The organism is Yersinia similis, from assembly GCF_001053095.1.
Taxonomy (GTDB): domain Bacteria; phylum Pseudomonadota; class Gammaproteobacteria; order Enterobacterales; family Enterobacteriaceae; genus Yersinia; species Yersinia similis.
On record NZ_CGBP01000003.1, the window covers coordinates 86473 to 111276 of the forward strand.

Below are 24804 nucleotides of genomic sequence, written 5' to 3' on the forward strand. Positions count from 1 at the left end.
GCCTTTCTTCAATTACTGCCCGCTGAGGACCCGTGCCGGGTCAATACGACTGGCGCGACGTGCCGGATACCAACTGGCAATCAAGCTGAGCACCAGTGCCGTTGCTAACACACAAGCCACATCAAACCAGCGCAACTCTGACGGTAGAAAATCAATGAAATAGATATCGCCCGACAAAAATTGATGCCCGACCAACTTTTCTAACCCGCGGATTATGGTGGTCAACTGTAAGGAGACGATAACTCCTATCACGGCCCCGCTGATACTGCCAATAAGGCCAGCCAACAAGCCATACCAAATGAAGATGGCGCGGATCAGACCATCTTTGGCACCTAATGTACGTAATACTGCGATATCGCTACTTTTATCTTTAACCGCCATGACCAACGTTGACACAATATTAAAACTGGCGACGCCGATCACTAACACCATCGCTAAATACATGATAGTGCGGATCATTTGGATATCACGGTACATATAGCCATAGGTCCCAATCCAGCTACTGATATAAACGTATGCGTTACTCACTTCGCCCGCATTACGTACCAGTTGATTGGCGTTGTAAACATCACTCACTTTAATGGCGATGCCCGTAACACTATCACCCATATCAAGATATTGTTGTGCATCTATTAGAGGCACTAATGCCAAACTGTGATCCAACTGACCACTCAGTTGAAAAATGCCAGCAACCTGTAAACGGATGCGCTTGGGTTGCAGTAATTTCATCTCAGGATCGCTGTTGGGGATCATCACCGTCAACCAATCACCTTGCTTCACCCCCAAGGTATCAGCCAATCCTTTACCTAAAATAATCTGTTGCTGCCCCGCTTTAAAATGACTCCAGGCATTATCAAGAACGAAGCTGGGCAACGCACTGAGATGCTGTTCGGCCTCTGGATCCACACCTTTGACCTGTACTGCGCGCAGTTGCGTACTGTTTTCAATCAAGCCGGTAAAATTAATATAAGGCGCAGCAGCCACGATACCGGGCACCTTTTCGATACGCTGCAAGGTTTGTGGCCAACCGCTAAACGGCTGATTAACCACTGCGATTTCGCCGTGAGGCACCACCGCTAAAATACGATTTTTCAACTCACGTTCGAAGCCGTTCATCGCACTTAACCCCACGATAAGCACTGCCACACCCAAGGCGATACCTAACGTAGAAATCACAGAGATTAACGACACCATACCGCCACGACGGCGACCACGGCTAAACCGTAAACCGATCAGAAGTGAAAGTGGCGAAACACCCATTACTCGGCCCCCACCAGCGTCAAATGATGTTGTAGCTGACCATCTCGCATTTCAAGTTGACGGCTCATCCGTTTTGCTAATTGTAAGTCGTGGGTCACCACCAGAAACGCTGTCCCCTGACGAACATTCAATTCACCTAGCAGATTAAAAATACTGTCGGCATTGCGTTGGTCCAGATTACCGGTAGGTTCATCTGCCAATACCAGCGATGGGTTATTCACCAAAGAACGCGCAATAGCGACTCGTTGGCGCTCCCCCCCTGATAGCTCCGATGGGCGATGTCTGCTGCGCTTCTCCAACCCCACCGCAGCCAGCATCTCATGGGCTTTCTCTTGCGCTTCAGCGGGTTTACTGCCGCCGATGAGTAATGGCATGGCAACATTTTCTAATGCGGTAAAGTCGGGCAATAAGTGGTGGAATTGATAGATAAAACCTAATTCACGATTACGCAATTCAGCTTTCGCGGTGGAAGAGAGTTGGTTAAGCGAACGCCCCTGATAAATAACCTCGCCAGAGGTAGGTGAATCCAGCCCCCCCAACAAATGCAACAGGGTGCTTTTACCTGAACCTGAACTGCCGACAATTGCCATCAATTCACCAGGCTCGATAGCGAAAGAGACATTGCGCAGAACATCAGTGTGCAGTTGGCCTTCCTGGTAACGCTTGCACAGGTTTATACATTGCAATAAAGGATGATTACTCATAGCGTAAAGCCTCTGCGGGTTGTGCGGCGGCGGCGCGCCAGGAAGGGTACAACGTGGACAACAGAGCGATCACCATTGCCAACAGTACAATGACCGTAACCTGAAGTGGGTCAATCTCCACCGGTAGCGTTGCGCCATCAATTAATACGCCCAAAATAGGGATCAGGGTGTTCAATTGGCTGGCGAGTAAAACCCCAAGCCCCGCCCCAAGCAATGCGCCGATAACCCCTGCGGTGGCACCTTGCACCATAAACACCAACATAATTTGCCGGCGACTCAACCCTTGAGTCTGCAAAATCGCCACCTCGCCTTGTTTTTCCATCACTAACAGCCCCAGCGACGTAATAATATTAAAGGCCGCGACAGCAATAATCAGACTGAGCAATAACCCCATCATGTTCTTTTCCATCCGCACGGCCTGGAAAAGTTCACCTTTACGGTCACGCCAGTCTTTCCATACTGTACCTTCTGGCAAACTCTGCTGGCTCAAGCTATCGACCGACAGCGGCTGCGAGAGGAATAAGCGCCAGCCGGTAATATTCCCCAGAGGGTAACGCATCAGGCGTGATGCATCCTGTTGGTTAACCAAAATTTGATAGCCATCAACTTCGCTATTTGCTGCAAAGGTGCCGATAATATTAAACACACGTTGGCTGGGAATACGGCCCATTGGCGTGAATTGGCTGGCACTCGGTACCATCAAACGCAGTGTTTCACCGCGTTTAACCCCGAGCTGACCCGCTAACTTCTCGCCGAGGATGATGTTGTAGCTACCCGGCGCTAACGCTTTTATATCCACGTTAACCAAATAATTGGCCAACGGTTCATGCTGCTGTGGATCAACCCCCAGCATCACTCCAGCGGCCAAATTACGCGCACTTTGTAACACTACATCCGCCGTGGTCAACGGTACGATATCACTAACACCGCTCAGTGATTTTAGGGTTGAAGCCGGTATCTTGTTTGGATCCAAAGAACCTTGTGGTGTGGTAATCAGCGCCTGTGGCATAAGCCCCAAAATAGTATCCTGCAGATTACGCTCAAAACCATTCATCACAGACAATACCGTGATCAGAGCCATCACCCCCAGCGTAATGCCAATGGTAGAAAGCCACGAAACAAACCGACCGAAGCGGTCAGAAGCACGCCCACGCATATAACGCAGGCCAATAAATAGGGCGACAGGTTGATACATGAAATCTGTTTAGATCCTGTTGCTAAAACAAAGTGATCGAGGATAATAAAGGGTACTCCCGCTTTATGGAACCATTAACCGTCTATATCTCCAGATCTCCAGCTTTTATTCCAAAAAAGGGCGCTTATCTGTAGCGATGGCCTTTCGCGTGCTAGGATAGCCGCCCAGATAATTTGTCGTCGCTGTTGTGCTGCTACTATCATGCCAAAATAAAGCGCTGGTTAGCGACTGGTCAATCATCAGTTCAACCACATACAAAGAGACTGTTTAACTGCTTATGTCCCAACAATATCGTTATTCATTGCCTGAACGACGTGGTGATACCCGTCAGTTAGGTCAGTTGACCGGATCAGCCTGTGCGGTCGAATGTGCCGAAATCATTGAACGCCATGATGGCCCGGTAATGCTGATTACCCCTGATATGCAAACGGCCTTGCGCTTACGTGATGAGATCCAGCAATTCTCGCCGCAACCCGTAAGTACCCTCTCCGACTGGGAAACCCTGCCTTACGACAGCTTCTCGCCGCATCAGGATATTATTTCGGCCCGCCTCTCTTGTTTGTATCATCTTCCGGCAATGAAACGCGGTGTCATTATTCTCCCGATTAATACCCTGATGCAACGAGTGTGCCCACACGAATTCCTGCATGGTCACGCTCTGGTGATGAAAAAAGGCCAACACCTGTCACGGGATAAGTTACGCACCCAACTTGAGCAAGCTGGCTATCGCAGTGTTGAACAGGTCATGGAGCACGGTGAGTTTGCAACACGAGGCGCGTTGTTGGACTTATACCCAATGGGGAGCAATGAACCATATCGGATTGATTTTTTTGATGATGATATTGATAGCCTGCGGGTATTTGACGTTGATTCGCAACGCACACTCGTCGAAGTTGAACAAATAAACTTACTGCCAGCACATGAGTTCCCAATAGATAAGGCGGCGATTGAATTATTCCGTAGCCAATGGCGTGAACAGTTTGAAGTCCGTCGCGATAACGAACATATTTATCAGCAAGTGAGTAAAGGCATCTGGCCTGCCGGTATCGAATATTGGCAGCCGCTGTTCTTCAGCCAGCAATTACCAACATTATTTAGCTATCTCCCTGAGAATACCTTATTGGTAAACACCGGAGATCTGGAAAGTTCGGCAGAACGCTTCTGGCAGGACGTTAACCAACGCTTCGAAAGCCGCCGTGTTGACCCAATGCGTCCACTGCTGGCCCCCGAGAGCTTGTGGCTTCGGGTTGATGCGCTGTTTAATGAATTAAAAGAGTGGCCGCGTGTTCAGCTTAAAACCGAGGCACAGCCCGCTAAAGCCGCAAATACCAATTTATGTTATCAACCACTGCCCGATTTATCCGTTCAGGCGCAACAAAAAGCACCTCTTGATAATCTGCGTCGCTTTATTGAATCGTTCACTGGCAGTGTAGTGTTCTCGGTTGAAAGTGAAGGCCGCCGTGAAACCTTACAAGACCTGCTGGCACGGATAAAACTCAGCCCGATACTGATAACCACGCTCTCTCAGGCGGTTAAACCCGGCCATTATCTGATGGTTGGGGCCTCGGAACGTGGCTTCCTCGATACTGACAAACAGCTGGCGCTGATTTGTGAAAGCGATTTACTCGGCGAGCGTGTCAGCCGCCGTCGGCAAGATAACCGGCGGACCATCAACACGGATACGTTGATCCGTAATCTGGCAGAACTGCGCCCCGGCCAGCCTGTGGTCCATTTGGAACACGGTGTCGGCCGCTATCTGGGGCTAACCACCCTTGAAGCGGGTGGGATAAAGGCTGAATACCTGATATTGACTTACGCCGGTGAAGATAAACTGTATGTCCCGGTGTCATCACTGCATTTAATTAGCCGCTATTCAGGTGGTGCGGACGATAATGCCCCATTACATAGATTAGGCAGCGATGTCTGGAGCCGGGCACGGCAGAAAGCGGCCGAGAAAGTGCGGGATGTTGCTGCTGAACTGCTGGATATCTATGCTCAGAGGGCGGTTAAATCTGGCTTTAAATTTAAGCACGACCGTGAGCAATACCAACTGTTCTGCCAAAGCTTCCCGTTTGAAACCACGCCAGATCAAGAACAGGCGATCAACGCGGTGCTCAGTGATATGTGCCAACCGTTAGCCATGGACCGCCTGGTTTGTGGTGATGTGGGCTTTGGTAAAACTGAAGTGGCGATGCGAGCCGCATTTCTGGCCGTTGCCAATAATAAGCAAGTGGCGGTACTGGTACCAACCACCCTGCTGGCTCAACAACATTTTGATAATTTCCGTGACCGCTTTGCCACTTGGCCGGTACGGATAGAGATGCTGTCCCGTTTTCGCAGCGCCAAAGAGCAGCATGTCATTCTGGAACACGCTGCTGAAGGCAAAGTCGATATTCTTATCGGTACCCATAAATTGCTGCAAAGCGATCTGCATTGGCACGATCTCGGCCTGTTGATTGTGGATGAAGAACACCGCTTCGGCGTGCGTCATAAAGAGCGAATCAAAGCGATGCGGGCTGATGTTGATATCCTGACCCTGACGGCCACGCCAATCCCACGGACACTGAATATGGCAATGAGTGGTATGCGTGATTTATCGATTATCGCCACTCCCCCAGCACGGCGTCTGGCGGTAAAAACCTTTGTCCGCGAATATGATAGCCTGGTGATCCGTGAAGCCATATTGCGTGAAATTCTGCGCGGTGGGCAAGTCTATTATCTGTACAACGATGTAGAAAATATCGAAAAAGTTACGCAGAAACTGGCTGAATTAGTCCCCGAAGCTCGGATAGCCATAGGCCACGGTCAAATGCGTGAACGGGATCTGGAGCGGGTGATGAACGATTTCCACCATCAACGCTTCAATGTTCTGGTCTGTACCACCATTATTGAAACTGGTATTGATATTCCCAGCGCCAATACTATTATTATCGAACGGGCGGATCACTTGGGTCTGGCGCAGTTGCATCAGCTCAGAGGCCGGGTCGGGCGCTCTCACCATCAAGCTTATGCTTACTTGCTAACCCCCAATCCAAAAGCCATGAGTATCGATGCGAAGAAACGGCTGGAAGCCATTGCATCACTGGAAGATCTTGGTGCTGGATTCGCATTGGCAACACATGATTTGGAAATCCGCGGTGCCGGGGAGCTATTGGGGGAAGACCAAAGCGGCCAGATGACCACGGTTGGCTTCTCGTTGTATATGGAGCTACTGGAAAGTGCCGTTGATGCGCTAAAAGAAGGCCGCGAACCTTCATTAGAAGACCTGACCAGCAACCAAACCGAAATAGAAATGCGTATGCCGGTGCTACTGCCAGAGGATTTCATTTCAGATGTGAATATCAGGCTTTCGTTCTATAAACGTATCGCCAGTGCACGCAACGAAACCGAACTTGACGAGTTAAAAGTTGAGCTAATCGACCGATTTGGCAAGCTGCCCGACCCCGCCCGCTATTTATTACATACCGCCGAATTGCGCCAACAAGCCCAGAAGCTGGGTATTAAGCGTATTGAAGGCAATGAGCGTGGTGGTTTCATTGAGTTTGGTGAGAATAATAAAGTGGATCCGGTGTATTTGATTGGGCTGTTACAACGGCAACCACAGATTTACCGTTTGGAAGGGCCAACCAAATTGAAGTTTATGCAAGATTTGAGTGATCGGGCGCAACGGTTGAAATTTATTACGGAGTTACTGGCGGCATTTGCACAACATCGCATTGCCTAGCCTAGCCTCGGTATGTACACATTATTTATAGGTATATACATCAATTTGATATACCTGAATTTGATAAAACGAAAATAACGTGTAAAGGGTTTCTCAGTAGAGGGAAACCCGCGTTAATGCTAATGCCACTCGCTTAACTGTGCAGCCAGTTTCGCTGGCTGAACGCTCTTTCTGGCTAAACGATCAGAACTAACACTATCTACCGCGGGTTCTTGGTGCAAGGTCTTGGACAACAGATTTTGTATTACGCTCGGTTGTTCAGCACCAGTTGACCATTTTTATCAACAGGGATCTGCATACCTGGATCACGATCCATACGAATTTTTCCCTGCTGATCGCCAATTTTGTAGGTTACATCATATCCCAGCGTCTTCTGTGATTTGTCATACACGGTCTGGCAACGCTGTTGGGTTGTGGTATAGGTATCATTTTCCTGCATATTATTTTGCACACGGTTGCCTGCATATCCTCCCGCTAACGCACCCGCTACGGTAGCGATATCCTTACCACGGCCACCACCGACCTGATGCCCCAACACCCCACCTGCGACTGCACCCAACACTGAGCCTGCGATCTTATTTTCGTCTTGTACTGGTTTGCGGTGCGTCACTGTCACGTTACGGCACTCTTGACGAGGCGTTTTGATGGTCTCTTTTATCGGGGTTGCAGTAAGCACTTTGGCATATTGTGGTGCACTGGAGAAGACATCTATATTCGCCACTGCAGCAATTCCCAGAGCGGCGGCAATACCAATACCCACACCGGCTAACATTGATTTGTTCACAGGAAATCCTCCTGAAAATGTTACCACGCACTTTTTGTATCAGAATTTTGCATAGACGCATTTTCGTCATAAAAACAGAAATCTGACCACGCCCGATACAGAGAGTTGCCCTCTAAAATACCGGGATACGGCGTGCGTGACTCGCCGTTTGTAAACACAGGGGGGAGTCTGCACAATGCATGTTGAACTGGCAATAAGACAAAGGAGTCAAATACCCCAAGAGCAGGTGTAAGTGAGTGTGTTTAGGAGGAATCTGACCGCGAGTGTTTATTGATGTCGTATTTTTAGTGACAGGGCCGAATAAATGCTTCTATTTCATTACTTCAACTATGGTCGTCTTGGGACTATTTATAACCCCGATATGTACTGTTTTATCTGAACGTTCAGATTTCCAATATTCACCACTATCCTCAGTACGATCTAATGTAAAACCTATTGAATATAAGTAATTATGAATTTTTTCAATATCATTAGAACCATGAAATGTAACTGCACTAACCTCTATACCAGGCCCATCCACCGTTGCATAACCAAATTCATAATTCGATGATATACGAGGACAATTCTTTATTATCTCATCTGTGAGTAATTGATAGTGTTTTTTATCCTGTTCGGTATAACGTGAATTCCCTCCCGTTAATACTTTTATCGTCGGCCAAAAATATATCATTGGCAATGCCACAATTAATATTAACACGATAAAAATTATAGCTACTTTTTTCATTGTACGACTATCCTAAGAAATGGGTATCAACTTCAACACCATCTTGTGAGGCAATCCCCACATTTCCCGATTTGAAATTATTGTAAGGTATTACTGTTTGCATAAATGATGGAAGATATCCCAAACGGGGTTTGCTATTACGAAATTTTTCTGGATCTGGGAATAACAATGGCAGAAAACTTTCATTTTTATACGAACCTATGGGACCGTAGTAATCCCAACGTTTTAACGCTTCTTCTTTGCTCACTGGGCGCAATATCTCGAACGGACTTGGGATGGAAACAACTCGATAAAAACCCAACAGGTCAGATACTAAATCTTCTCCGCTAAAACCACTATCAGTCACTAAATTGAAAGGGAATGATGCTTGCATAGACTCAAATTGCCGTGCCACCCTCATCATCATCGCGAGAGCTATGCTGTATCTCTCGTGAAGATGCCTTCCTCTCTTTATTCGCCATTTGATCATTCGGGAAATAGAAACTTTCCTTTTCATCCCTAGCATTCCTTGTGAATATTTTACATCATAATAATCTCCCAAGTTTCGCTTGCTATTCGAAGACTCTCCAGCACTCATTTGTCGGAGAATGTTCCTGATATCGTCTCCCTGTGCATGGCCTAAATCTATCCACCCCAGAACCTCAGTATATACTAATCCATGCGTTGAAATTCGCGCTAAATGGCCATCAATAATTTCATTACGTCCACTCACTGTATTTTCCCTTTTTTAAAAAATATAATTTATTCCATTACAACGTTCTTTGCAGATATTTATTATCTCTTTTCTTAATATTATTAAGAAGAGGAAACAACTCAGAATTGAATTTTTCAGATATTTCTTCGATGAGCTTATACGCGTCATTGATTGAAAGCGAGTGCACATAAGAAAATGCGCCGTAGCGCCAGGCCCCCCAACGTCATTGGCACTGTAAGTCAGCGACAAAGGTTAGAAACCAATTTGAACAGCATTATGCTAGCCCGCAGGGTGAGCCTCACGAATGAGGCTCATTAATCCCGATGAGTCTATTGATTTTAAGGTCAACGACCAGTAAGCAATTCGGGTGAGTGAACGCCGCTAACGCCGCTGCAACGTCAAGGCCGAAGGGGAATTTAGTGAAGCTTCAACCGTGGCCTAATCACCCGATTAATCCCGCCCACCAGCATCATCAGACCTGTTTTGGTATAACCATGTAATGCGACCTGATGCATACGATACAACGAGATATAAACGACGCGTGCCACACGCCCTTCTACCATCATTGAACCGCGCATCAGGTTCCCCATCAGGCTCCCGACGGTGCTGAACTTAGATAGCGAAACCAGTGAGCCATGATCTTTATAGATATACGGTTTCAAGCTCTGCCCATTGAGTAAGGCCAGAATATTGCTGTAGCAGCGGCTGGCCATCTGATGTGCAGACTGCGCGCGAGGAGGAACAAAACCACCGTTCGGTTGCGGGCAAGAGGCACAATCACCAATAGCGAAGATATTAGGATCACGGGTCGTTTGCAGCGTTGGCTCAACCACCAACTGATTAATACGGTTAGTTTCCAAACCGGCAATGTCTTTCATAAAGTCGGGCGCTTTGATACCCGCCGCCCATACCATCAGATCAGCATGAATAAACTCACCGTCTTTGGTATTCAGGCCATTCTCATCAGCACTGGTCACCATGGTTTTGGTCAATACACGCACACCTAATTTAGCCAGTTCCTGATGGGCTGCTGCAGAGATACGCGGTGGCAGCGCCGGTAAAATACGTTCACCGGCCTCAACCAAAGTCACATTCAACGCGTGGTTATCTAACCCCTCAAAACCATAGCTGTGCAACTGCTTCACCGCATTGTGCAATTCCGCAGACAGCTCAACACCAGTAGCCCCGCCCCCCACAATAGCGATGTCCACTTTGCCTTTCTCACCCGGTTGCGCTGAATACTTCAGGAATAGGTTAAGCATTTCATTATGGAAGCGATGCGCCTGATGAGGGTTATCCAGGAAGATGCAGTTATCTTTCACACCCGGTGTCCCGAAATCGTTAGAAACACTGCCCAAGGCCATCACCAGAATGTCATAGGACAACTCACGTTGTGTCACCAGTACATCACCGTGTTCATCACAAATCTCAGCCAGGCTAATTGTTTTGTTTTCACGGTTAATACCGGTTAATGAACCCAGTTGGAAATTGAAATAGTGATTACGGGCATGCGCCAAATAGCTCAACGCATCGACACCATCATCCAGAGAGCCCGTAGCAACTTCATGTAACAGTGGTTTCCACAGATGGCTATGGTTACGGTCAACCAAAACTATCTCTGCTTTTTTACTGCGCCCGAGTTTATGACCGAGACGGGTTGCCAACTCAAGACCACCTGCCCCACCACCAATAATAACGATTTTTTTCTTCAGCGTTGTCAAAATGACCCCCTAAATGTGAACCAATTGTTAGCTAAGGGTAAAATAATAATATCCTTAGATAACATAGGGTTCGCTAATATTAAATCAATAAACTGTGGTCAGAATATCATGAGGGGTCATATGGTCATACCAAAATTGATATATATCAACTTTTTTTGATTAAACTGACAGTATGGGAATTTTTTCTAGAATAGGATTCAAATAGTTAGCGTTTCGTCACGATTTAAAATTTTTGCACTTGCTTAAGAGAAAAAAGCTACTTTTGCTTTTTCGATGATAAAAATGGCTTGGAGCAGTCCGTAAAAAACCCATTCCCAAGCCGCATAACCGACCATTCACGTTTTTTCAATTAACCCACTATTAACAAATCAGGCCGTTAAGCCAGCATTTTAAATGCCTTGATCCGTTGTAGATGTGGTGAAAGATCTTTAAATTTATGGCTCTGCTTGTCATCCCATACGATCTCATAATAAGGATGTAAATCACCCGCAGTGCGCTGACTATCGAGCATTTCATCATGGCGAGAGAGCACCACCAAACAGCGATCACGATTTTTCTCACGAAAGCCATCAATGCATTTACTGGCAATATCAATGTACTCTTCCGGACGATCAATTTTGCCACTCATATTTTCTTGCGGATAGAGATTGGGGTTGAACGCTACCTGGCGAATACCACATAAGAAACCAATACGTTCAGCCCAAAAACCGCCTAATCCAACACCACAAATCAAGGATTTTTCATCACCCCCCTGCTGAATGGCTTTATCCACTTCTTTCAACAAATATTGCATGTCATGCCGCGGATGTAAGGTGCTGTAACTGATAAAGCGCACATCAGGATCGATAAATTGTAGCTGTAAAACTTTCTCGTGATTGCCGGGGCTATTGGAATCAAAACCATGTAAATAGACGATCATATTTATCCTCGCTACGACATTTTCTGCGCGGTAGTGTGCGTTACTGATCAAAGCCCCCACTGAAAAGAGGGGGCCATTGGCCCTTATGGGGCGAGTAATAATACCGAAGCGTACCCGGCGCTACCCCTATTGCCCCAACGTTTGTTTATGTACATCCCAGCGTTCGCTGAGTGCCGTTAATGCTTTATTCGCCTGTTGCCAACGGGATGAAGCCATCAATGTCTGGCGGTCAAATTGCCCTGAATGATACAAACGGGTCAGTTTATCGGCTTTGATCGGAGGCAGATTATCCAGCACACTCACGGCTCCCTGGCGGTTATTACACACCAAAATCATATCGCAACCAGCATCCAATGATGCCTGGCCGCGCTCGGTGTAACTGCCCATGACCGCAGCCCCTTCCATCGAGAGATCATCAGAGAAAATAATGCCCTCGAACCCTAGCTCTTGGCGCAATATCTCTTGTAACCAATAGGCAGAACCACTGGCGGGCCGCGTATCAGCTTCGGTATAAATCACATGTGCTGGCATAATGGCATCCAGTAATTTCCGCTGGATCAACTCACGAAATATAACCATATCATGAGTACGGATTTCTGCCAGTGGCCGATTATCATGTGGCGTCTCTTTATGTGAGTCTGCAGTTACTGCGCCGTGCCCTGGAAAATGCTTGCCCGTGGTTTTCATCCCCGCACTGTGCATCCCACGGATGAAACACTCCGCCATTATCTGCGCCTGTTGTGGGTCACTGTGGAATGAACGCTCACCAATTGCGGCACTGACATGGCCAATATCCAGTACTGGGGCAAAACTGATATCGATATCCATCGCCATCATTTCTGCCGCCATCAACCACCCCGCTTCTTGTGCCAGTTGAGCCGCAGTAGCGGCATCATTGATAGCCGCGAAAGACTGAGCCGCTGGCAGGCGGGTAAAACCGTCACGAAAGCGTTGGACCCGCCCCCCTTCCTGATCCACTGCGACCACCAAACGTTCATGCGATGCTGCACGGATTTGGCGTACTAATTCGCGTAACTGCTCCGCATCATGAAAATTACGGCTGAATAAGATCAACCCTCCCACCAGTGGGTGTTTTAAAATCTCACGCTCTTCAGCATCCAGCTCATAGCTGGCAACATCTAACATCACGGGACCCACGGTCACCTCACTTTATTCAGATTGATAACGACCCTTCGTGCTTGAAGCGGCGGGCTTGGTGCCGCAGGGCTTAAAAAGACAGATTAAAACGTTGGCGCAACGGCGCGGCCCATTCCAAGAATATTGGGTCAGCGGTTTGCTGCCAACGCACTTCAAACCACATCAACATCAGGTAATCGACCCAAGGCAGCCATTGCTGAATCTGACGGGATAAACGAGCGATGTCATGATAACCATGCTCATAGTTGCAATAGTCCTGCAAAAAAGCCTGTTGTTGCAGCTTTGACCAACGATTACCGCGAAATAGCGCAGCAATCTCCAGGGCAATATCGCCATCGGCCGCATATTCCCAGTCAATTAATTTCAGCCCAACAGGGGTTGCCAACAGATTTCCGGGGTGAATATCCATATGCAAAGGAGCAAGTTTTGTTATCGCTGGCAACCGTCTACGGAGAAAATCATGCTGTAGCCGCACCCCGTCAGGCGAACGGCGCGCAGGATCAATCAGCGCCCCATAACGGGCAATCTGAGTACGTAAATCCAGACGGTAACCGCTGGCAGGCAGATGATGTAAGCGAGTCAGTAACCGCGCCAATTGTCCATAGCTCGCCAATGGGACGAACTGTTCATTAGTGACAACGTCACCTTCAAGCCAGTTCACCACTAACCAACGTCGGTCAGCAGCAATCACCGCAGGAGACAGCCCACTGCCAGCAATATGTTGCAAAAATTTACGCTCACGTCGCCGGTTGACCCCTAACTGGCTTTTTTGCGGCGATTGCTCGCGCGCCAGCCAGTCAATATCTGGGCCAGTAATACGCCAACTTTCACCGGTTAATCCCGAAACCGGGCTAATATGGCAATCGGCGGTTTTCACCGCCGGATTGATGTTTGCTATTAATGCAGACAGAGAAGAATCAATATTGGACAGGCGCATTACCAGACCAAATGATTTCGCCGGTTTGTGTCTGCATCAATTGCATTTCAATGGTCGGAGATTTCACATCGCCACTAACATCGCTGTACAGCATATATTGCGCACCGACGTAACGGGCCAGACCAATCGCTTTACTGCGTGAGCCAAAGCTATCTTCCTCAGATAAACCCAGCGTTTGTTTAGCGACGCCCAGTTGCTGTGGTGAGATCAGCACAAACTTTTTATTTGATGACAGTACTTGGTGCAACGCAGCGGTCGCTTTCGCTGTTTGCAATGTACCATTAGTATTATTTTTAACCGAATCCACCAACAGTATGCTACCTGTCACTACCTCATTGCTGTTCACCATTTGAGCAACCAGAGGTTCGACACTGACAGCCCAGTCAATTGACTGCACTTTCGGTGGCTGCGGAACAGTATCTACCGGCGGTGGCGTCTCAACGTCCGGTGGCGTTACTGGTTCAATGGTCACTGGAGGCGTCGGTGCGACAGAATCCGGCGGAACACAACCCGTCAGCACCAGTGCGGCCAGCGCCAGAGATAAATACCTTTTCATTGTTCCACTCCAATAACGTGATTATAAAAAAACAATCCGTTATAAAAATAAATAGAGACGCGCACTGCGCGCATTAAAATTATTGTTAATTGACTGAATAGCTACATCATCACCCGGTGCGATCACAATAGAACGCGTTGCTTCCAGTGGCGGGACATCCAGCCCTTGGGCATCATACCAATAAAAACGATAGTGTATTTTTACCGGTGTATTCCGACTATTGTTGAGTACCGAGTGGGCAATATTTTTACCCGAGGAGGCGGAGATCACCGGTTGGGAAGCCAGAATACCTGCCGTCAGTACCGATGGATCCATCACGACGGTTTGCTGCTGGTTAACCGCGATCCCTTGCGGGCTGCTGCACCCCAGCAATGTTGTTACGCAAGCGAACACTATCACGGGTAATAGCAACGTTTTAAGACCGCGCATAAGTTGACCTCTGCAAAACTTACTTATTATAGGGCTATTTGTGGGGCAACAAAGGGCCAAGCTCACGGCCACCGAGTAAATGCATATGAATATGATAGACAACCTGCCCAGCATGGCGGTTGCAGTTGATAATTAACCGATAGCCATCTTCTGCAATGCCTTCTTGCTCCGCCAGTTTAGCGGCCACCGTCACCATACGGCCAAGTGCCGCCTCATGTTCAACCGTGACATCATTCACTGTTGGGATCAAAATATTAGGAATGATTAAGATATGGGTTGGTGCCTGCGGGGCAATATCGCGAAACGCCGTCACCAACTCATCTTGATAAACCACATCGGCAGGGATTTCGCGGCGGATAATTTTGCTGAAAATCGTTTCTTCGGCCATAACACATTTCCTTGGTCATTATAAAATTGAAGAACATGCAGTATGAGCGACAATTTCTATTGGTTTCAACCTGATTAGACATTTTCCAGGGCGAATGACACACAACCAGCCCGAACACCCCGGCTGACTAACCTTTCTCACTAACATTAAGGATCGCGGACTGCGCTTATAAATCAGCCTCTTGCATAAGCTGCGGCTTGTTCAAACAGCTCCTGACTTGGGCGGATACCGGTGTATAACACAAATTGCTCTACAGCCTGAATAGCAAAAACCTCGGCACCGGTGATCACTGTTTTTCCCTGAGTCTGAGCATAGCGGATAAGCGGGGTGACGGCGGGCAACGCCACAACATCAAAAACAATTTTCGCACGATCCACTTCAGTTTCAGTAAAAGCCAATTTATCAGCATCAGCCCCCCCAACCATGCCGACTGGCGTCGCATTAATGAGCATATCAGCCTGAATATTCTGCATATCAGGGCGATAGATGTAACCAGATTGCTCTGCGAGTTGCTTGCCGGTCTTTTCATTGGTGGCGACAATATAACCCTGTTTGAAGCCAGCATTTTTCAGCGCAAAGGCAACGGCTTTCGCCATACCGCCACTGCCCCGCAAGGCAAACACGTTATCTGCCGGGATCTGATACTCCTGCAACAATTTGGCAATGGCAATATAGTCGGTATTGTACGCTTTCAGATAACCGCCAGTATTAACCAGTGTATTCACTGAGTTGATCGCTTTGGCCGAGGGGTCCATCTCATCTACCATTGGAATAACGGCCTCTTTAAACGGCATTGAGATCGCGCAGCCACGGAAACCCAACGCTCGCACACCACCAATAGCCGCAGCCAAGTCGTTGGTGGTAAAAGCTTTATACAAATAATCGAGATCTAAAGCATCATACAAAAAGTTATGAAAACGGGTACCAAAATTGCTGGGCCTGGCCGCGAGGGAAATACACACTGTCGTATCTTTGTTTAAGTACCGGGTCATCTTCTTCACCTTGATGTCAATCGCATCCGCCCATTGACTCCCACTGTAGCGCAAGAGCACAACAGACGATGAAATGCTTGTTGTGGTAAAAATTATGGACTAAAAAGAGGATATTAAAAACTACAGGTAGATGGAAACATCAATTTAATTGATTTAGATATGAATCAATATGAGCATTAAATAAACATCAAAATAGCCAGCATATTTAATCGGGCGTTCTAACAGCCTCAGTAAATTCGTTTAATCTTGTTTCAGCTAATAAGAAACAGAGTAAAAGAATTCAGAAAATGGATAGGTCATATTTTAGCCAATTTACAACGGTTAATTTTAAATAATAAAGGGAGGCTCTCGCCTCCCTTTTGCTCTCCCCTAACCTGAATTAATGGTTACGAATGTATTCGTCCATATCAGTTTTCAGGTTGTCAGATTTGGTGCCGAAGATAGCCTGAACACCAGAGCCTGCCACAACAACACCGGCAGCACCTAATTTCTTCAGACCAGCCTGATCAACCTTGGACACATCTGCCACGCTAACACGAAGGCGAGTGATACAAGCATCCAGGTTAGTAATGTTGTCTTTACCACCAAATGCTTCAACCAGAGCGGCTGACATTTCTGTGCCACCCTGTACTGATTGCTCAGTAGACGAATCTTCACGTCCAGGGGTTTTCAAATTCAGTTTAGTAATCAATACACGGAAGATGGTGTAATACACCAGACCGTAGCAGATACCGACCAGAGGGAACAGCCAGATACGGCTACTGTTACCGCTCAAGACAACAAAGTCAATCAAGCCATGAGAGAAACTGGTCCCATCACGCATCCCTAACAGAATACAGATTGGGAAGGCCAAACCTGCCAAGATCGCATGGATAAAATACAAAATTGGCGCCACGAACATAAAGGAGAATTCGATTGGCTCGGTAATACCGGTCAGGAATGATGTCAGTGCTGCCGAGATCATGATCCCGCCCACTTTTGCACGGTTTTCTGGTTTGGCTGAATGCCAAATCGCAATGGCTGCCGCTGGCAGACCGTACATTTTAAACAGGAAACCACCCGATAATTTACCCGCTGTTGGGTCACCCGCCATATAGCGTGGGATATCACCGTTGAATACCTGACCCGCTGCGTTGGTGTACTCACCAATTTGCATTTGGAATGGCACGTTCCAGATATGGTGCAGACCGAATGGTACCAATGAGCGTTCAACAACGCCGTAAATACCAAAAGCGACGACCGAGTTCTGATAAGCCGCCCACTCGGAGAAAATTTGGATAGCTTTACCGATAGGTGGCCAGATGAAGGACAGCAGTATGCCTAAGAAAATCGCGGTAAACCCGGAGATAATCGGCACAAAACGTTTGCCCGCAAAGAAGCCCAAATATTCCGGTAACTGAATGCGGTAGAAACGGTTAAACATATAGGCGGCAACCGAACCGGCAATAATCCCGCCCAATACCCCGGTATCAGCTAAATGCTTAGTCGCAATTTCTTCTGCTGGCAGATGCAAGACCAGAGGTGCGACTACCGCCATGGTTTTTACCATGATGCCGTAAGCCACAACCGCCGCCAACGCAGATACACCATCGTTGTTGGTAAAGCCAAGTGCAACACCAATAGCAAAGATCAATGCCATGTTAGCAAAGACGGAACCACCGGCTTCTGCCATTACGTGAGAGACTACCGAAGGTAGCCAGCTAAAATTCGCGGAACCGACACCCAGCAGAATACCTGCGATGGGCAACACGGATACCGGTAGCATTAGCGATTTACCTACCTTTTGCAGGTTTGCAAATGCGTTCTTAAACATAGTTGAGCGTGCTCCTGAGTAATAGTACTTTTCTTGCTGTTTTTCGCGCTATGGGCATTACAAAGGGGGGAGTATGCCTTTGCGAATAAGGGTGTCTAAGCACCCCTTTAATTTTTACGAAGAGTAAAATAAATAACTTGCTTAATGTTTGACGGTAGTCACGTTCCTTTCAATAAAGTGCATAATTTCTCTCGAATTTCGTACTTTACGTAAATAAATGTCAATAATAGCCGTCATCACCCAATAAATTGGGTGAGAACATTACTTCTTTCGGTGATTAATTACGAGCTAAAAAAAAAGTATTCTTATGGAAGCGGGCACTTCTCACTGGATAGCGTTGAGGGGTCTAGATGAAATAACCGGCAGAAGTTTGCTGTCGTCGCTTCTGCCAGCGATTCAAGACTTACCCCCTTCAGCACAGCCATATACTCTGCTACATCACGGACATAGGCAGGTTGATTCTCTTTACCACGATGAGGAACGGGGGTCAGATACGGTGAATCCGTTTCCACCAACAGCCTATCGAGTGGAACATAGCGCGCAACATCACGCAGTTGTTCGGCGTTGCGGAACGTGACAATCCCTGAGAAAGAGATATAAAAGCCAAGGTCTAAAAGCGTTGCTGCCGTGGCTTTGTCTTCCGTAAAGCAATGTAAGACACCACCGCAATCCTGCGCCTGCTCTTCGCGTAAAATCGACAGGGTATCTTCCCGTGCATCGCGGGTATGCACGATAACCGGTTTATTTAATTCGCGGCCAATACGAATATGTTCACGGAACGAAGCTTGCTGTAACGGGATGTTATCTTGCTGATAAAAGTAATCCAGCCCAGTCTCCCCCATCGCGACAACATGAGTGCCAGCGGCTAACTCTCTCAACTGCTGAAAATCATAGCCACCGTCCAAGTTGAGCGGATGAACACCACATGAGAACGCCACATTCTTACGCTCACCAATCAATGCCGTCATGGCGGTGAAACCCGGTAAGGTGGTGGCAACAGCCAGAATAAAGCCCACATCACGCGCATTAGCTTTGGCTAATACGTCATCGACACTGCTGTGCAATGTCTGGTAATCAAGGCTATCAAGGTGGCAATGAGAATCAACTAACAACATAATATTAAACTCTTTTACAACGAAGGTAAGGTGGAATAAGTACCCGTGGACAGTGCTGTTTCCCAGTTGAGCAGTTGCTCAGTAAGTAACAATTCACGATTAACACCTACCACAGATAATAATTGATGGTGGCAATGAGCCAGTTGCTTAGCTAACTGAAGTAATACTGGCGTAGCCGCAATATGTGCTAACTGTTGCACTAATGGCAATTGATCTTGATTAACCGCAAACTCTCCTGCCCCCTGCTGCCACTTCAACGCATCCAAGAGAAGTGAAGAGAGCCATTGTAAGCGCTCAGCAGCATCATCATGGTTGAGTTGTGGTAACAACGACAGCAAGTCTGAGCGGTTCAGAGCCTCGCTTAGCCCGCTACACAGAGCACGGCGTATACTCCAGCGCTCTGGTTGGAGCAAGCGCTCAGCAGCCAACGGCGCACCCTCACTCAATTTCAGGGCCGCCAACATCGCGACGGGATCCACAGGGAGTTGCCGCTTACGCCATTGCAGATTGAGCCATTGCAGACAAATAGCCGTATCCGGGCAAGCCAGATACCAATAAAAACAGCGGCTACGCAGTGTCGCCAGCAAGCTGGCGGGCTGGTGGCAATCCAAGAGAAAATAGGTCTTCTCTGGAGGCTCTTCCAGCGTTTTTAGCAGGGCATTGGCGGCAGCATCGGTCAACACTTCGGCATGTGGCAACCACACCACCTTTGCACCGCCTTGTTGAGCATGGGAATACAGTTTATCAATCAATTGGCGAACCAACTCAACCCCGATACTGATTTTGCCTTTTTCCGGTGTCAACACATACCAATCGGGATGGTTGCCTGCCAACATCAAACGGCAGCTGTGGCATTCACCGCAACTCTTCTCACCTTGCCGCTGCTGACACATTAGCCAGCGGCTCAGCGCATAAATCAACGCGTCTTCACCATTACCGGGTAATGAATGCAACAGTAATGCATGGTGCCCGCGCCCGGAACTGTGCTGCCCAACCAGTTGGCGGTAAGGGACGTTAAGCCACGGATACCAATTCATTACACGGGTTCCTGGCTGGTCAGCCACTGAGTGAGCACCTGGCTGATCGACACACTAACTTGCTCAATGGGTTGGGAGGCGTCAATCGTTTTAATTCGGGTATCACTGGCGGCCAATTCAAGGTAACGTGCGCGGGTTCGCTCGAAAAATGCCAGTGACTCCTGTTCGATACGGTCCAATTCCCCGCGCGCGCGGGCACGAGCCAAGCCCACAACCGGCGGCAGATCCAAATATAAGGTCAGGTCTGGCCGGAATTCGCCTAACACCGTGTCACGTAACGATGCCATCAGTTGGCTGTCAACTCCTCGCCCCCCTCCCTGATATGCCTGTGATGATAAATCATGGCGGTCACCTACGACCCAACTGCCACGCGCCAGTGCTGGTTTGATGACATTTTCTACTAATTGCACCCTGGCGGCATACAGCATTAATACCTCGGCTTTATCCGTCAGGACCTCACCGTCAATACCTTGCTTAATCAAGTCACGCAGTTTTTCCGCCAAAGGGGTTCCCCCCGGCTCACGGGTAAAAACGATATCGTTAATCCCTTGGGCACGCAGCACAGCGACCACGGTGTCTCGAGCGGTGGTTTTCCCTGCCCCTTCAAGCCCTTCAATAACGATAAATTTACTGTTCATTTTTATCCTTTAGCGACTGGCGATAAATACGCACGGCTTGATTATGACTGGCTAAATTGGTGGTGAATGTATGCCCGCCCTTACCGTCTGCTACAAAATAGAGATAGGGCGTTTGGGCCGGATGGGCAGCAGCGGTCAGCGATGCCAATCCCGGCATGGCAATAGGAGTTGGCGGCAAACCGGAAATAACATAGGTATTATACGGCGTCGGGGTATCTAAGTCTTTACGAGTAATGTTGCCGCTGTACTTCTCGCCCATACCATAAATCACTGTTGGATCCGTTTGTAGGCGCATACCAAGACGCAAACGGTTAATAAAGACAGAAGCCACCTTAGTGCGCTCCTCATTTACCGCAGTTTCTTTTTCAATGATTGACGCCATAGTGACCAAATCACTTGGGGTCTTATACGGCAATGCGTCATCACGCCCCTGCCAGATTTCCTCAACGGTCTTCTCCATTCGTTCATGGGCACGTTTGAGCAGTGCTAAATCCGTTGTACCTGCGGTATAGGAATAGGTATCAGGGTAGAGCCAGCCTTCGGGGTGTTCACTCTCTTTTAAACCCAGTAACTGCGCAATTTCAGCATCTGTTTTCCCTTCCAGTACATGTTTGACATATTTTGACTGTTGCAACTCATCCAGCCAATCACGCAGGCGCTTACCTTCAATAAAGCGAACGGTAAACTGTGCTTCTTTACCACTGACCAATAACTCCAGCATGCCACGTACCGTCATACCCGGCGTAAAACGATATGTCCCAGCCTTAAAATTAGCCAGTTCGGGTTCGATGCGCAGTAGCCAAGGAAATAAATCTGTATTAGCAATCACATGGTCACGTAGTAATAAATTCTCTAGCGCAACCCGCCCGGTACCTGCCGGTAAGGTAAAGTAAGTCTCTTGTTTAATCGCCAAGGGCTGACGCGCAAAATCTTGTACTTTTTGATAACCCAACAGCAGTAATCCCAAACAGATCACAACAACAAGGATCAGTGCTTTGGTGCTTTTTCTTTTCATCGGGTGGCCATTTTTAAATTTGAATGTGGCGGTTTTAAATTGAATGTGGCGGCGTTCTAAAACAAGCGTGATTATATAACAATTAATTATATCTATGCATCGTAGGTATCATCACTCATATATCGCAGCAATGCAGGTTTAATAGGTCAAATAACACTCTTGATTTGTATACCCATTTACCCACTTTATTGACCGGCAGTACTGGCATCAATGCGTTACAAACAATAACTTCATCGGCATCGGCCAGTACATTCAGCGGCTGAACCACAATTTCAACCGGCATATTATGAGCAGCTAAACAGGCAATAATCCGCTGGCGCATAATGCCATCAACCCCCGAATGGCTGAGATCTGGAGTATATACCTGGCTGCCTTTGCGCCAGAATAAATTAGCCGCACAGCATTCCACCAGCTGACCCGCAGTGTCAAGTACCACCGCCTCGTCGGCATCTGTCTGTTCAAGATGTGCGCGGATCAATACTTGTTCCAACCGATTCAGATGTTTGATACCGGCCAATAATGGGCTACGCGCCAGAGGCACTGGGCTAAGAGCCAACGAAATACCGCGATCCCGCCAGGTGGAATAATAGGCCGGATAGTCACTGAGCGAAATAATTCGGGTAGGATGCTGACATGCCGTTCCGCTATAGCCTCGACCACCACTTCCACGACTGATAATAACTTTCAGTACGCCGCTCTCCGTATGACTTGCTGCCTCAGCCATTTCTTTGGTCAATACATTCCAGTTGACCGTGGGCAGTAATAGACGTTCAGTCGCCCGTTGCAAACGCAGCACATGCTGGTCAAGCCAAACAACCCGCCCATCGGATACACGAGCAGTGGTAAAACAGCCATCACCAAACTGTACCGAACGATCCGAAGCTGAAATCAAATTTTGCTCTACACCGTTAATCCAAAACATTTCAGATTCTCTTTAGATGGGATGTGTCTTGTTTGCCATATACTTAACCGCCAGACATTCACTTGCCATGTATATGGTTACTATGTATTTAACTTATACACTGACAATATCAGATTTAAGCTGAGGATTTACCCCTTCTGACTTATTGCCGCAGTGCGGGTCGCTGTCACGCCCCCAAATCACTGACAGGTGTATACACGGGAATTTATTCGTTTGCTGTTTGGCTGCAACGCCGCAGACTGTGAATATATCTCTTTGTGAGACACTGATGATGGCGGGATGTTTGAATGATATAGGATGAACGTAATAAAAGACCCGGAAAAACCGGGCCTTTTTAGCATCAGAACCTTAACAGCCACGGTTATACCTTACGGAATACCAAAGAGCCGTTAGTGCCGCCGAAACCAAAGGAATTACACAGGGTGTATTCCATATCTTTTACTTGACGAGCGTCATGCGGAACATAATCCAAATCGCAACCTTCATCTGGATTATCCAGGTTGATCGTTGCAGGAATAGCCTGATCACGCAGCGCCAACACGGTAAAGATAGACTCAACGGCACCAGCTGCACCCAATAAGTGCCCAGTCATGGATTTGGTGGAACTGACCATAACTTTATAGGCATCTTCACCAAATACAGACTTAACGGCCTGCGTTTCGGCTTTATCGCCAGCAGGAGTTGATGTGCCGTGGGCATTAATATAACCAATTTGCGAGGTTGTGATGCCAGCATCACGTAATGCATTCACCATGGCCAAAGCGGCTCCTGAACCGTCTTCCGGCGGAGAGGTCATATGGTAGGCATCGCTGCTCATACCAAAACCAACAACTTCAGCATAGATTTTTGCACCACGCTTTTTCGCGTGTTCGTACTCTTCCAGCACCATCATGCCAGCACCATCCCCCAGAACGAAACCATCACGGTCTTTATCCCACGGGCGACTTGCTGCTTGTGGGTTATCGTTACGAGTAGACAATGCGCGGGCTGCACCAAAACCGCCGACACCTAATGGTGTACTGGCTTTTTCCGCCCCCCCTGCCACCATGACATCAGCATCATTATAAGCAATGATACGTGCCGCGTGACCGATATTATGTACGCCAGAAGTACAGGCGGTAGCAATAGATATACTTGGTCCACGCAGGCCATACATGATAGTCAGATGACCAGCAATCATGTTCACAATGGTTGAAGGCACAAAGAATGGGCTAATTTTACGTGGCCCACCCTTCACCAATGCGGTGTGGTTTTCTTCAATTAGACCCAACCCGCCAATACCAGAACCGATAGCGGCACCAATACGGGAAGCATTGGCTTCTGTAATTTCAAGCCCAGCGTCTTGCATGGCTTGCATGCCAGCAGCAACACCGTACTGAATGAAAGCATCCATTTTGCGTGCATCTTTACGCGAAATGTAATCTTCACAATTAAAATCTTTTACTAAGCCAGCAAATCGCGTTGCATAGGCACTAGTATCGAAATGGTCGATCAGGCTGATGCCACTCTGCCCGGCAAGAACAGCTTTCCATGTGGATTCGACTGTATTACCGACAGGAGACAATATGCCCAGTCCAGTCACAACAACTCGACGCTTAGACACGGTTGTCCTCCAGGGAGGGAAAATAACACTTCGGACAAAAAAAACTTAGGCGGTCGAATGACCGCCTAACTATCTAAACTTAAAGCATGTTCGCTTACTGCTGGTTAGCGTTGATAAAATCAATAGCTGCCTGAACAGTAGTGATTTTCTCTGCTTCTTCGTCTGGAATCTCGGTATCAAATTCTTCTTCCAGAGCCATTACCAGCTCGACGGTGTCCAGAGAATCCGCGCCAAGATCTTCAACGAAAGAAGCACTGTTCTTCACTTCGTCTTCTTTAACACCCAGTTGTTCAACGATGATTTTCTTAACGCGTTCTTCGATAGTGCTCATACTCTTAAATTTCCTATCAAAACTCGCTTTCGCGATGGTTTTCGTAGTGTATAAAATGTTGAAAAAGATGCAACTAAATCTCGGCTGGTCAAACCACGATTTTACGCTATTTTGCGGTTTTTACCTCAAATAACGCAAATACTTT

The 24804-nt window shown here is 47.7% G+C and carries 23 protein-coding genes; 1 reads left to right on the top strand and 22 read right to left on the bottom strand.

The annotated features are described in order from the left end of the window. Positions 1 to 12: 12 nt before the first annotated feature. From lolE to lolC, 3 genes are read right to left on the bottom strand one after another with little or no spacing between them, the layout of a single operon-like run. Positions 13 to 1260, bottom strand: a complete 1248-nt coding sequence (gene lolE / locus AC971_RS03530; RefSeq protein ID WP_025384190.1) for a lipoprotein-releasing ABC transporter permease subunit LolE — start codon at positions 1258 to 1260, stop codon at positions 13 to 15. Then, complete coding sequence (lolD, locus tag AC971_RS03535) at positions 1260 to 1964, bottom strand: lipoprotein-releasing ABC transporter ATP-binding protein LolD (protein WP_025384191.1); 705 nt, start codon at positions 1962 to 1964, stop codon at positions 1260 to 1262. The genes lolE and lolD overlap by 1 nt, the downstream gene beginning before the upstream one ends. Next, positions 1957 to 3159, bottom strand: a complete 1203-nt coding sequence (gene lolC / locus AC971_RS03540; RefSeq protein WP_025384192.1) for a lipoprotein-releasing ABC transporter permease subunit LolC — start codon at positions 3157 to 3159, stop codon at positions 1957 to 1959. The genes lolD and lolC overlap by 8 nt, the downstream gene beginning before the upstream one ends. A gap of 277 nt (positions 3160 to 3436) precedes the next feature. Between lolC and mfd the strand changes: the two genes are divergently transcribed. After that, positions 3437 to 6883: a transcription-repair coupling factor gene (gene mfd, locus AC971_RS03545; protein WP_025384193.1), complete on the top strand. Its 3447-nt coding sequence runs from the start codon at positions 3437 to 3439 to the stop codon at positions 6881 to 6883. A gap of 244 nt (positions 6884 to 7127) precedes the next feature. Here the strand turns inward: mfd and AC971_RS03550 are convergent, their stop codons facing one another. The 19 genes from AC971_RS03550 to acpP all read right to left on the bottom strand — a co-directional run bounded on the left by AC971_RS03550 (position 7128) and on the right by acpP (position 24659). Beyond that, positions 7128 to 7667, bottom strand: a complete 540-nt coding sequence (locus AC971_RS03550) for a glycine zipper 2TM domain-containing protein (protein ID WP_033851772.1) — start codon at positions 7665 to 7667, stop codon at positions 7128 to 7130. 310 nt (positions 7668 to 7977) lie between these two features. Beyond that, entirely contained in the window at positions 7978 to 8391 is a 414-nt protein-coding gene (locus AC971_RS03555; protein WP_002213101.1) for a hypothetical protein, read from the bottom strand. Between the two features lie 7 nt (positions 8392 to 8398). Continuing rightward, positions 8399 to 8968, bottom strand: coding sequence for a hypothetical protein (locus AC971_RS03560; protein WP_025384195.1), 570 nt, complete (start codon positions 8966 to 8968; stop codon positions 8399 to 8401). 533 nt (positions 8969 to 9501) lie between these two features. Next, positions 9502 to 10806, bottom strand: a complete 1305-nt coding sequence (locus AC971_RS03565) for an NAD(P)/FAD-dependent oxidoreductase (RefSeq protein WP_025384196.1) — start codon at positions 10804 to 10806, stop codon at positions 9502 to 9504. 376 nt (positions 10807 to 11182) lie between these two features. Further along, positions 11183 to 11725 carry an alpha/beta hydrolase YcfP gene (gene ycfP / locus AC971_RS03570; protein ID WP_025384197.1) on the bottom strand — a complete coding sequence of 181 codons (543 nt, stop codon included), beginning with the start codon at positions 11723 to 11725 and terminating at the stop codon, positions 11183 to 11185. A gap of 126 nt (positions 11726 to 11851) precedes the next feature. Beyond that, a complete protein-coding gene (gene nagZ / locus AC971_RS03575) occupies positions 11852 to 12871 on the bottom strand; it encodes a beta-N-acetylhexosaminidase (protein ID WP_038402286.1) in 1020 nt (339 codons plus the stop codon). Between the two features lie 82 nt (positions 12872 to 12953). Continuing rightward, positions 12954 to 13820: a thiamine kinase gene (gene thiK, locus AC971_RS03580; protein ID WP_025384199.1), complete on the bottom strand. Its 867-nt coding sequence runs from the start codon at positions 13818 to 13820 to the stop codon at positions 12954 to 12956. After that, positions 13801 to 14376 carry a penicillin-binding protein activator LpoB gene (lpoB, locus tag AC971_RS03585; RefSeq protein WP_025384200.1) on the bottom strand — a complete coding sequence of 192 codons (576 nt, stop codon included), beginning with the start codon at positions 14374 to 14376 and terminating at the stop codon, positions 13801 to 13803. Before lpoB ends, thiK begins: the two co-directional genes overlap by 20 nt. A 39-nt stretch (positions 14377 to 14415) precedes the next feature. Next, positions 14416 to 14805 carry a YcfL family putative periplasmic lipoprotein gene (locus AC971_RS03590; protein WP_025384201.1) on the bottom strand — a complete coding sequence of 130 codons (390 nt, stop codon included), beginning with the start codon at positions 14803 to 14805 and terminating at the stop codon, positions 14416 to 14418. 34 nt (positions 14806 to 14839) lie between these two features. After that, entirely contained in the window at positions 14840 to 15193 is a 354-nt protein-coding gene (hinT, locus tag AC971_RS03595) for a purine nucleoside phosphoramidase (RefSeq protein ID WP_025384202.1), read from the bottom strand. A 173-nt stretch (positions 15194 to 15366) separates the two neighbouring features. Then, positions 15367 to 16185, bottom strand: coding sequence for a shikimate 5-dehydrogenase (locus AC971_RS03600; RefSeq protein WP_025384203.1), 819 nt, complete (start codon positions 16183 to 16185; stop codon positions 15367 to 15369). Between the two features lie 379 nt (positions 16186 to 16564). After that, positions 16565 to 17998: a PTS glucose transporter subunit IIBC gene (ptsG, locus tag AC971_RS03605; protein ID WP_025384204.1), complete on the bottom strand. Its 1434-nt coding sequence runs from the start codon at positions 17996 to 17998 to the stop codon at positions 16565 to 16567. Positions 17999 to 18303: 305 nt separating this feature from the next. Continuing rightward, positions 18304 to 19113, bottom strand: a complete 810-nt coding sequence (locus tag AC971_RS03610; RefSeq protein ID WP_025384205.1) for a metal-dependent hydrolase — start codon at positions 19111 to 19113, stop codon at positions 18304 to 18306. A gap of 14 nt (positions 19114 to 19127) precedes the next feature. Beyond that, entirely contained in the window at positions 19128 to 20150 is a 1023-nt protein-coding gene (gene holB / locus AC971_RS03615) for a DNA polymerase III subunit delta' (RefSeq protein ID WP_025384206.1), read from the bottom strand. After that, positions 20150 to 20788, bottom strand: a complete 639-nt coding sequence (gene tmk, locus AC971_RS03620; protein ID WP_025384207.1) for a dTMP kinase — start codon at positions 20786 to 20788, stop codon at positions 20150 to 20152. Before tmk ends, holB begins: the two co-directional genes overlap by 1 nt. After that, entirely contained in the window at positions 20778 to 21803 is a 1026-nt protein-coding gene (gene mltG / locus AC971_RS03625; RefSeq protein ID WP_025384208.1) for an endolytic transglycosylase MltG, read from the bottom strand. Before mltG ends, tmk begins: the two co-directional genes overlap by 11 nt. Positions 21804 to 21918: 115 nt before the next feature. Beyond that, the gene (pabC, locus tag AC971_RS03630; RefSeq protein WP_025384209.1) at positions 21919 to 22725 is read right to left on the bottom strand and encodes an aminodeoxychorismate lyase; all 807 of its coding nucleotides are present in this window, start codon (positions 22723 to 22725) and stop codon (positions 21919 to 21921) included. A gap of 361 nt (positions 22726 to 23086) precedes the next feature. Beyond that, the gene (gene fabF / locus AC971_RS03635; protein ID WP_025384210.1) at positions 23087 to 24328 is read right to left on the bottom strand and encodes a beta-ketoacyl-ACP synthase II; all 1242 of its coding nucleotides are present in this window, start codon (positions 24326 to 24328) and stop codon (positions 23087 to 23089) included. A 94-nt stretch (positions 24329 to 24422) separates the two neighbouring features. After that, positions 24423 to 24659 carry an acyl carrier protein gene (gene acpP / locus AC971_RS03640; protein ID WP_002220787.1) on the bottom strand — a complete coding sequence of 79 codons (237 nt, stop codon included), beginning with the start codon at positions 24657 to 24659 and terminating at the stop codon, positions 24423 to 24425. Positions 24660 to 24804 lie beyond the last annotated feature (145 nt).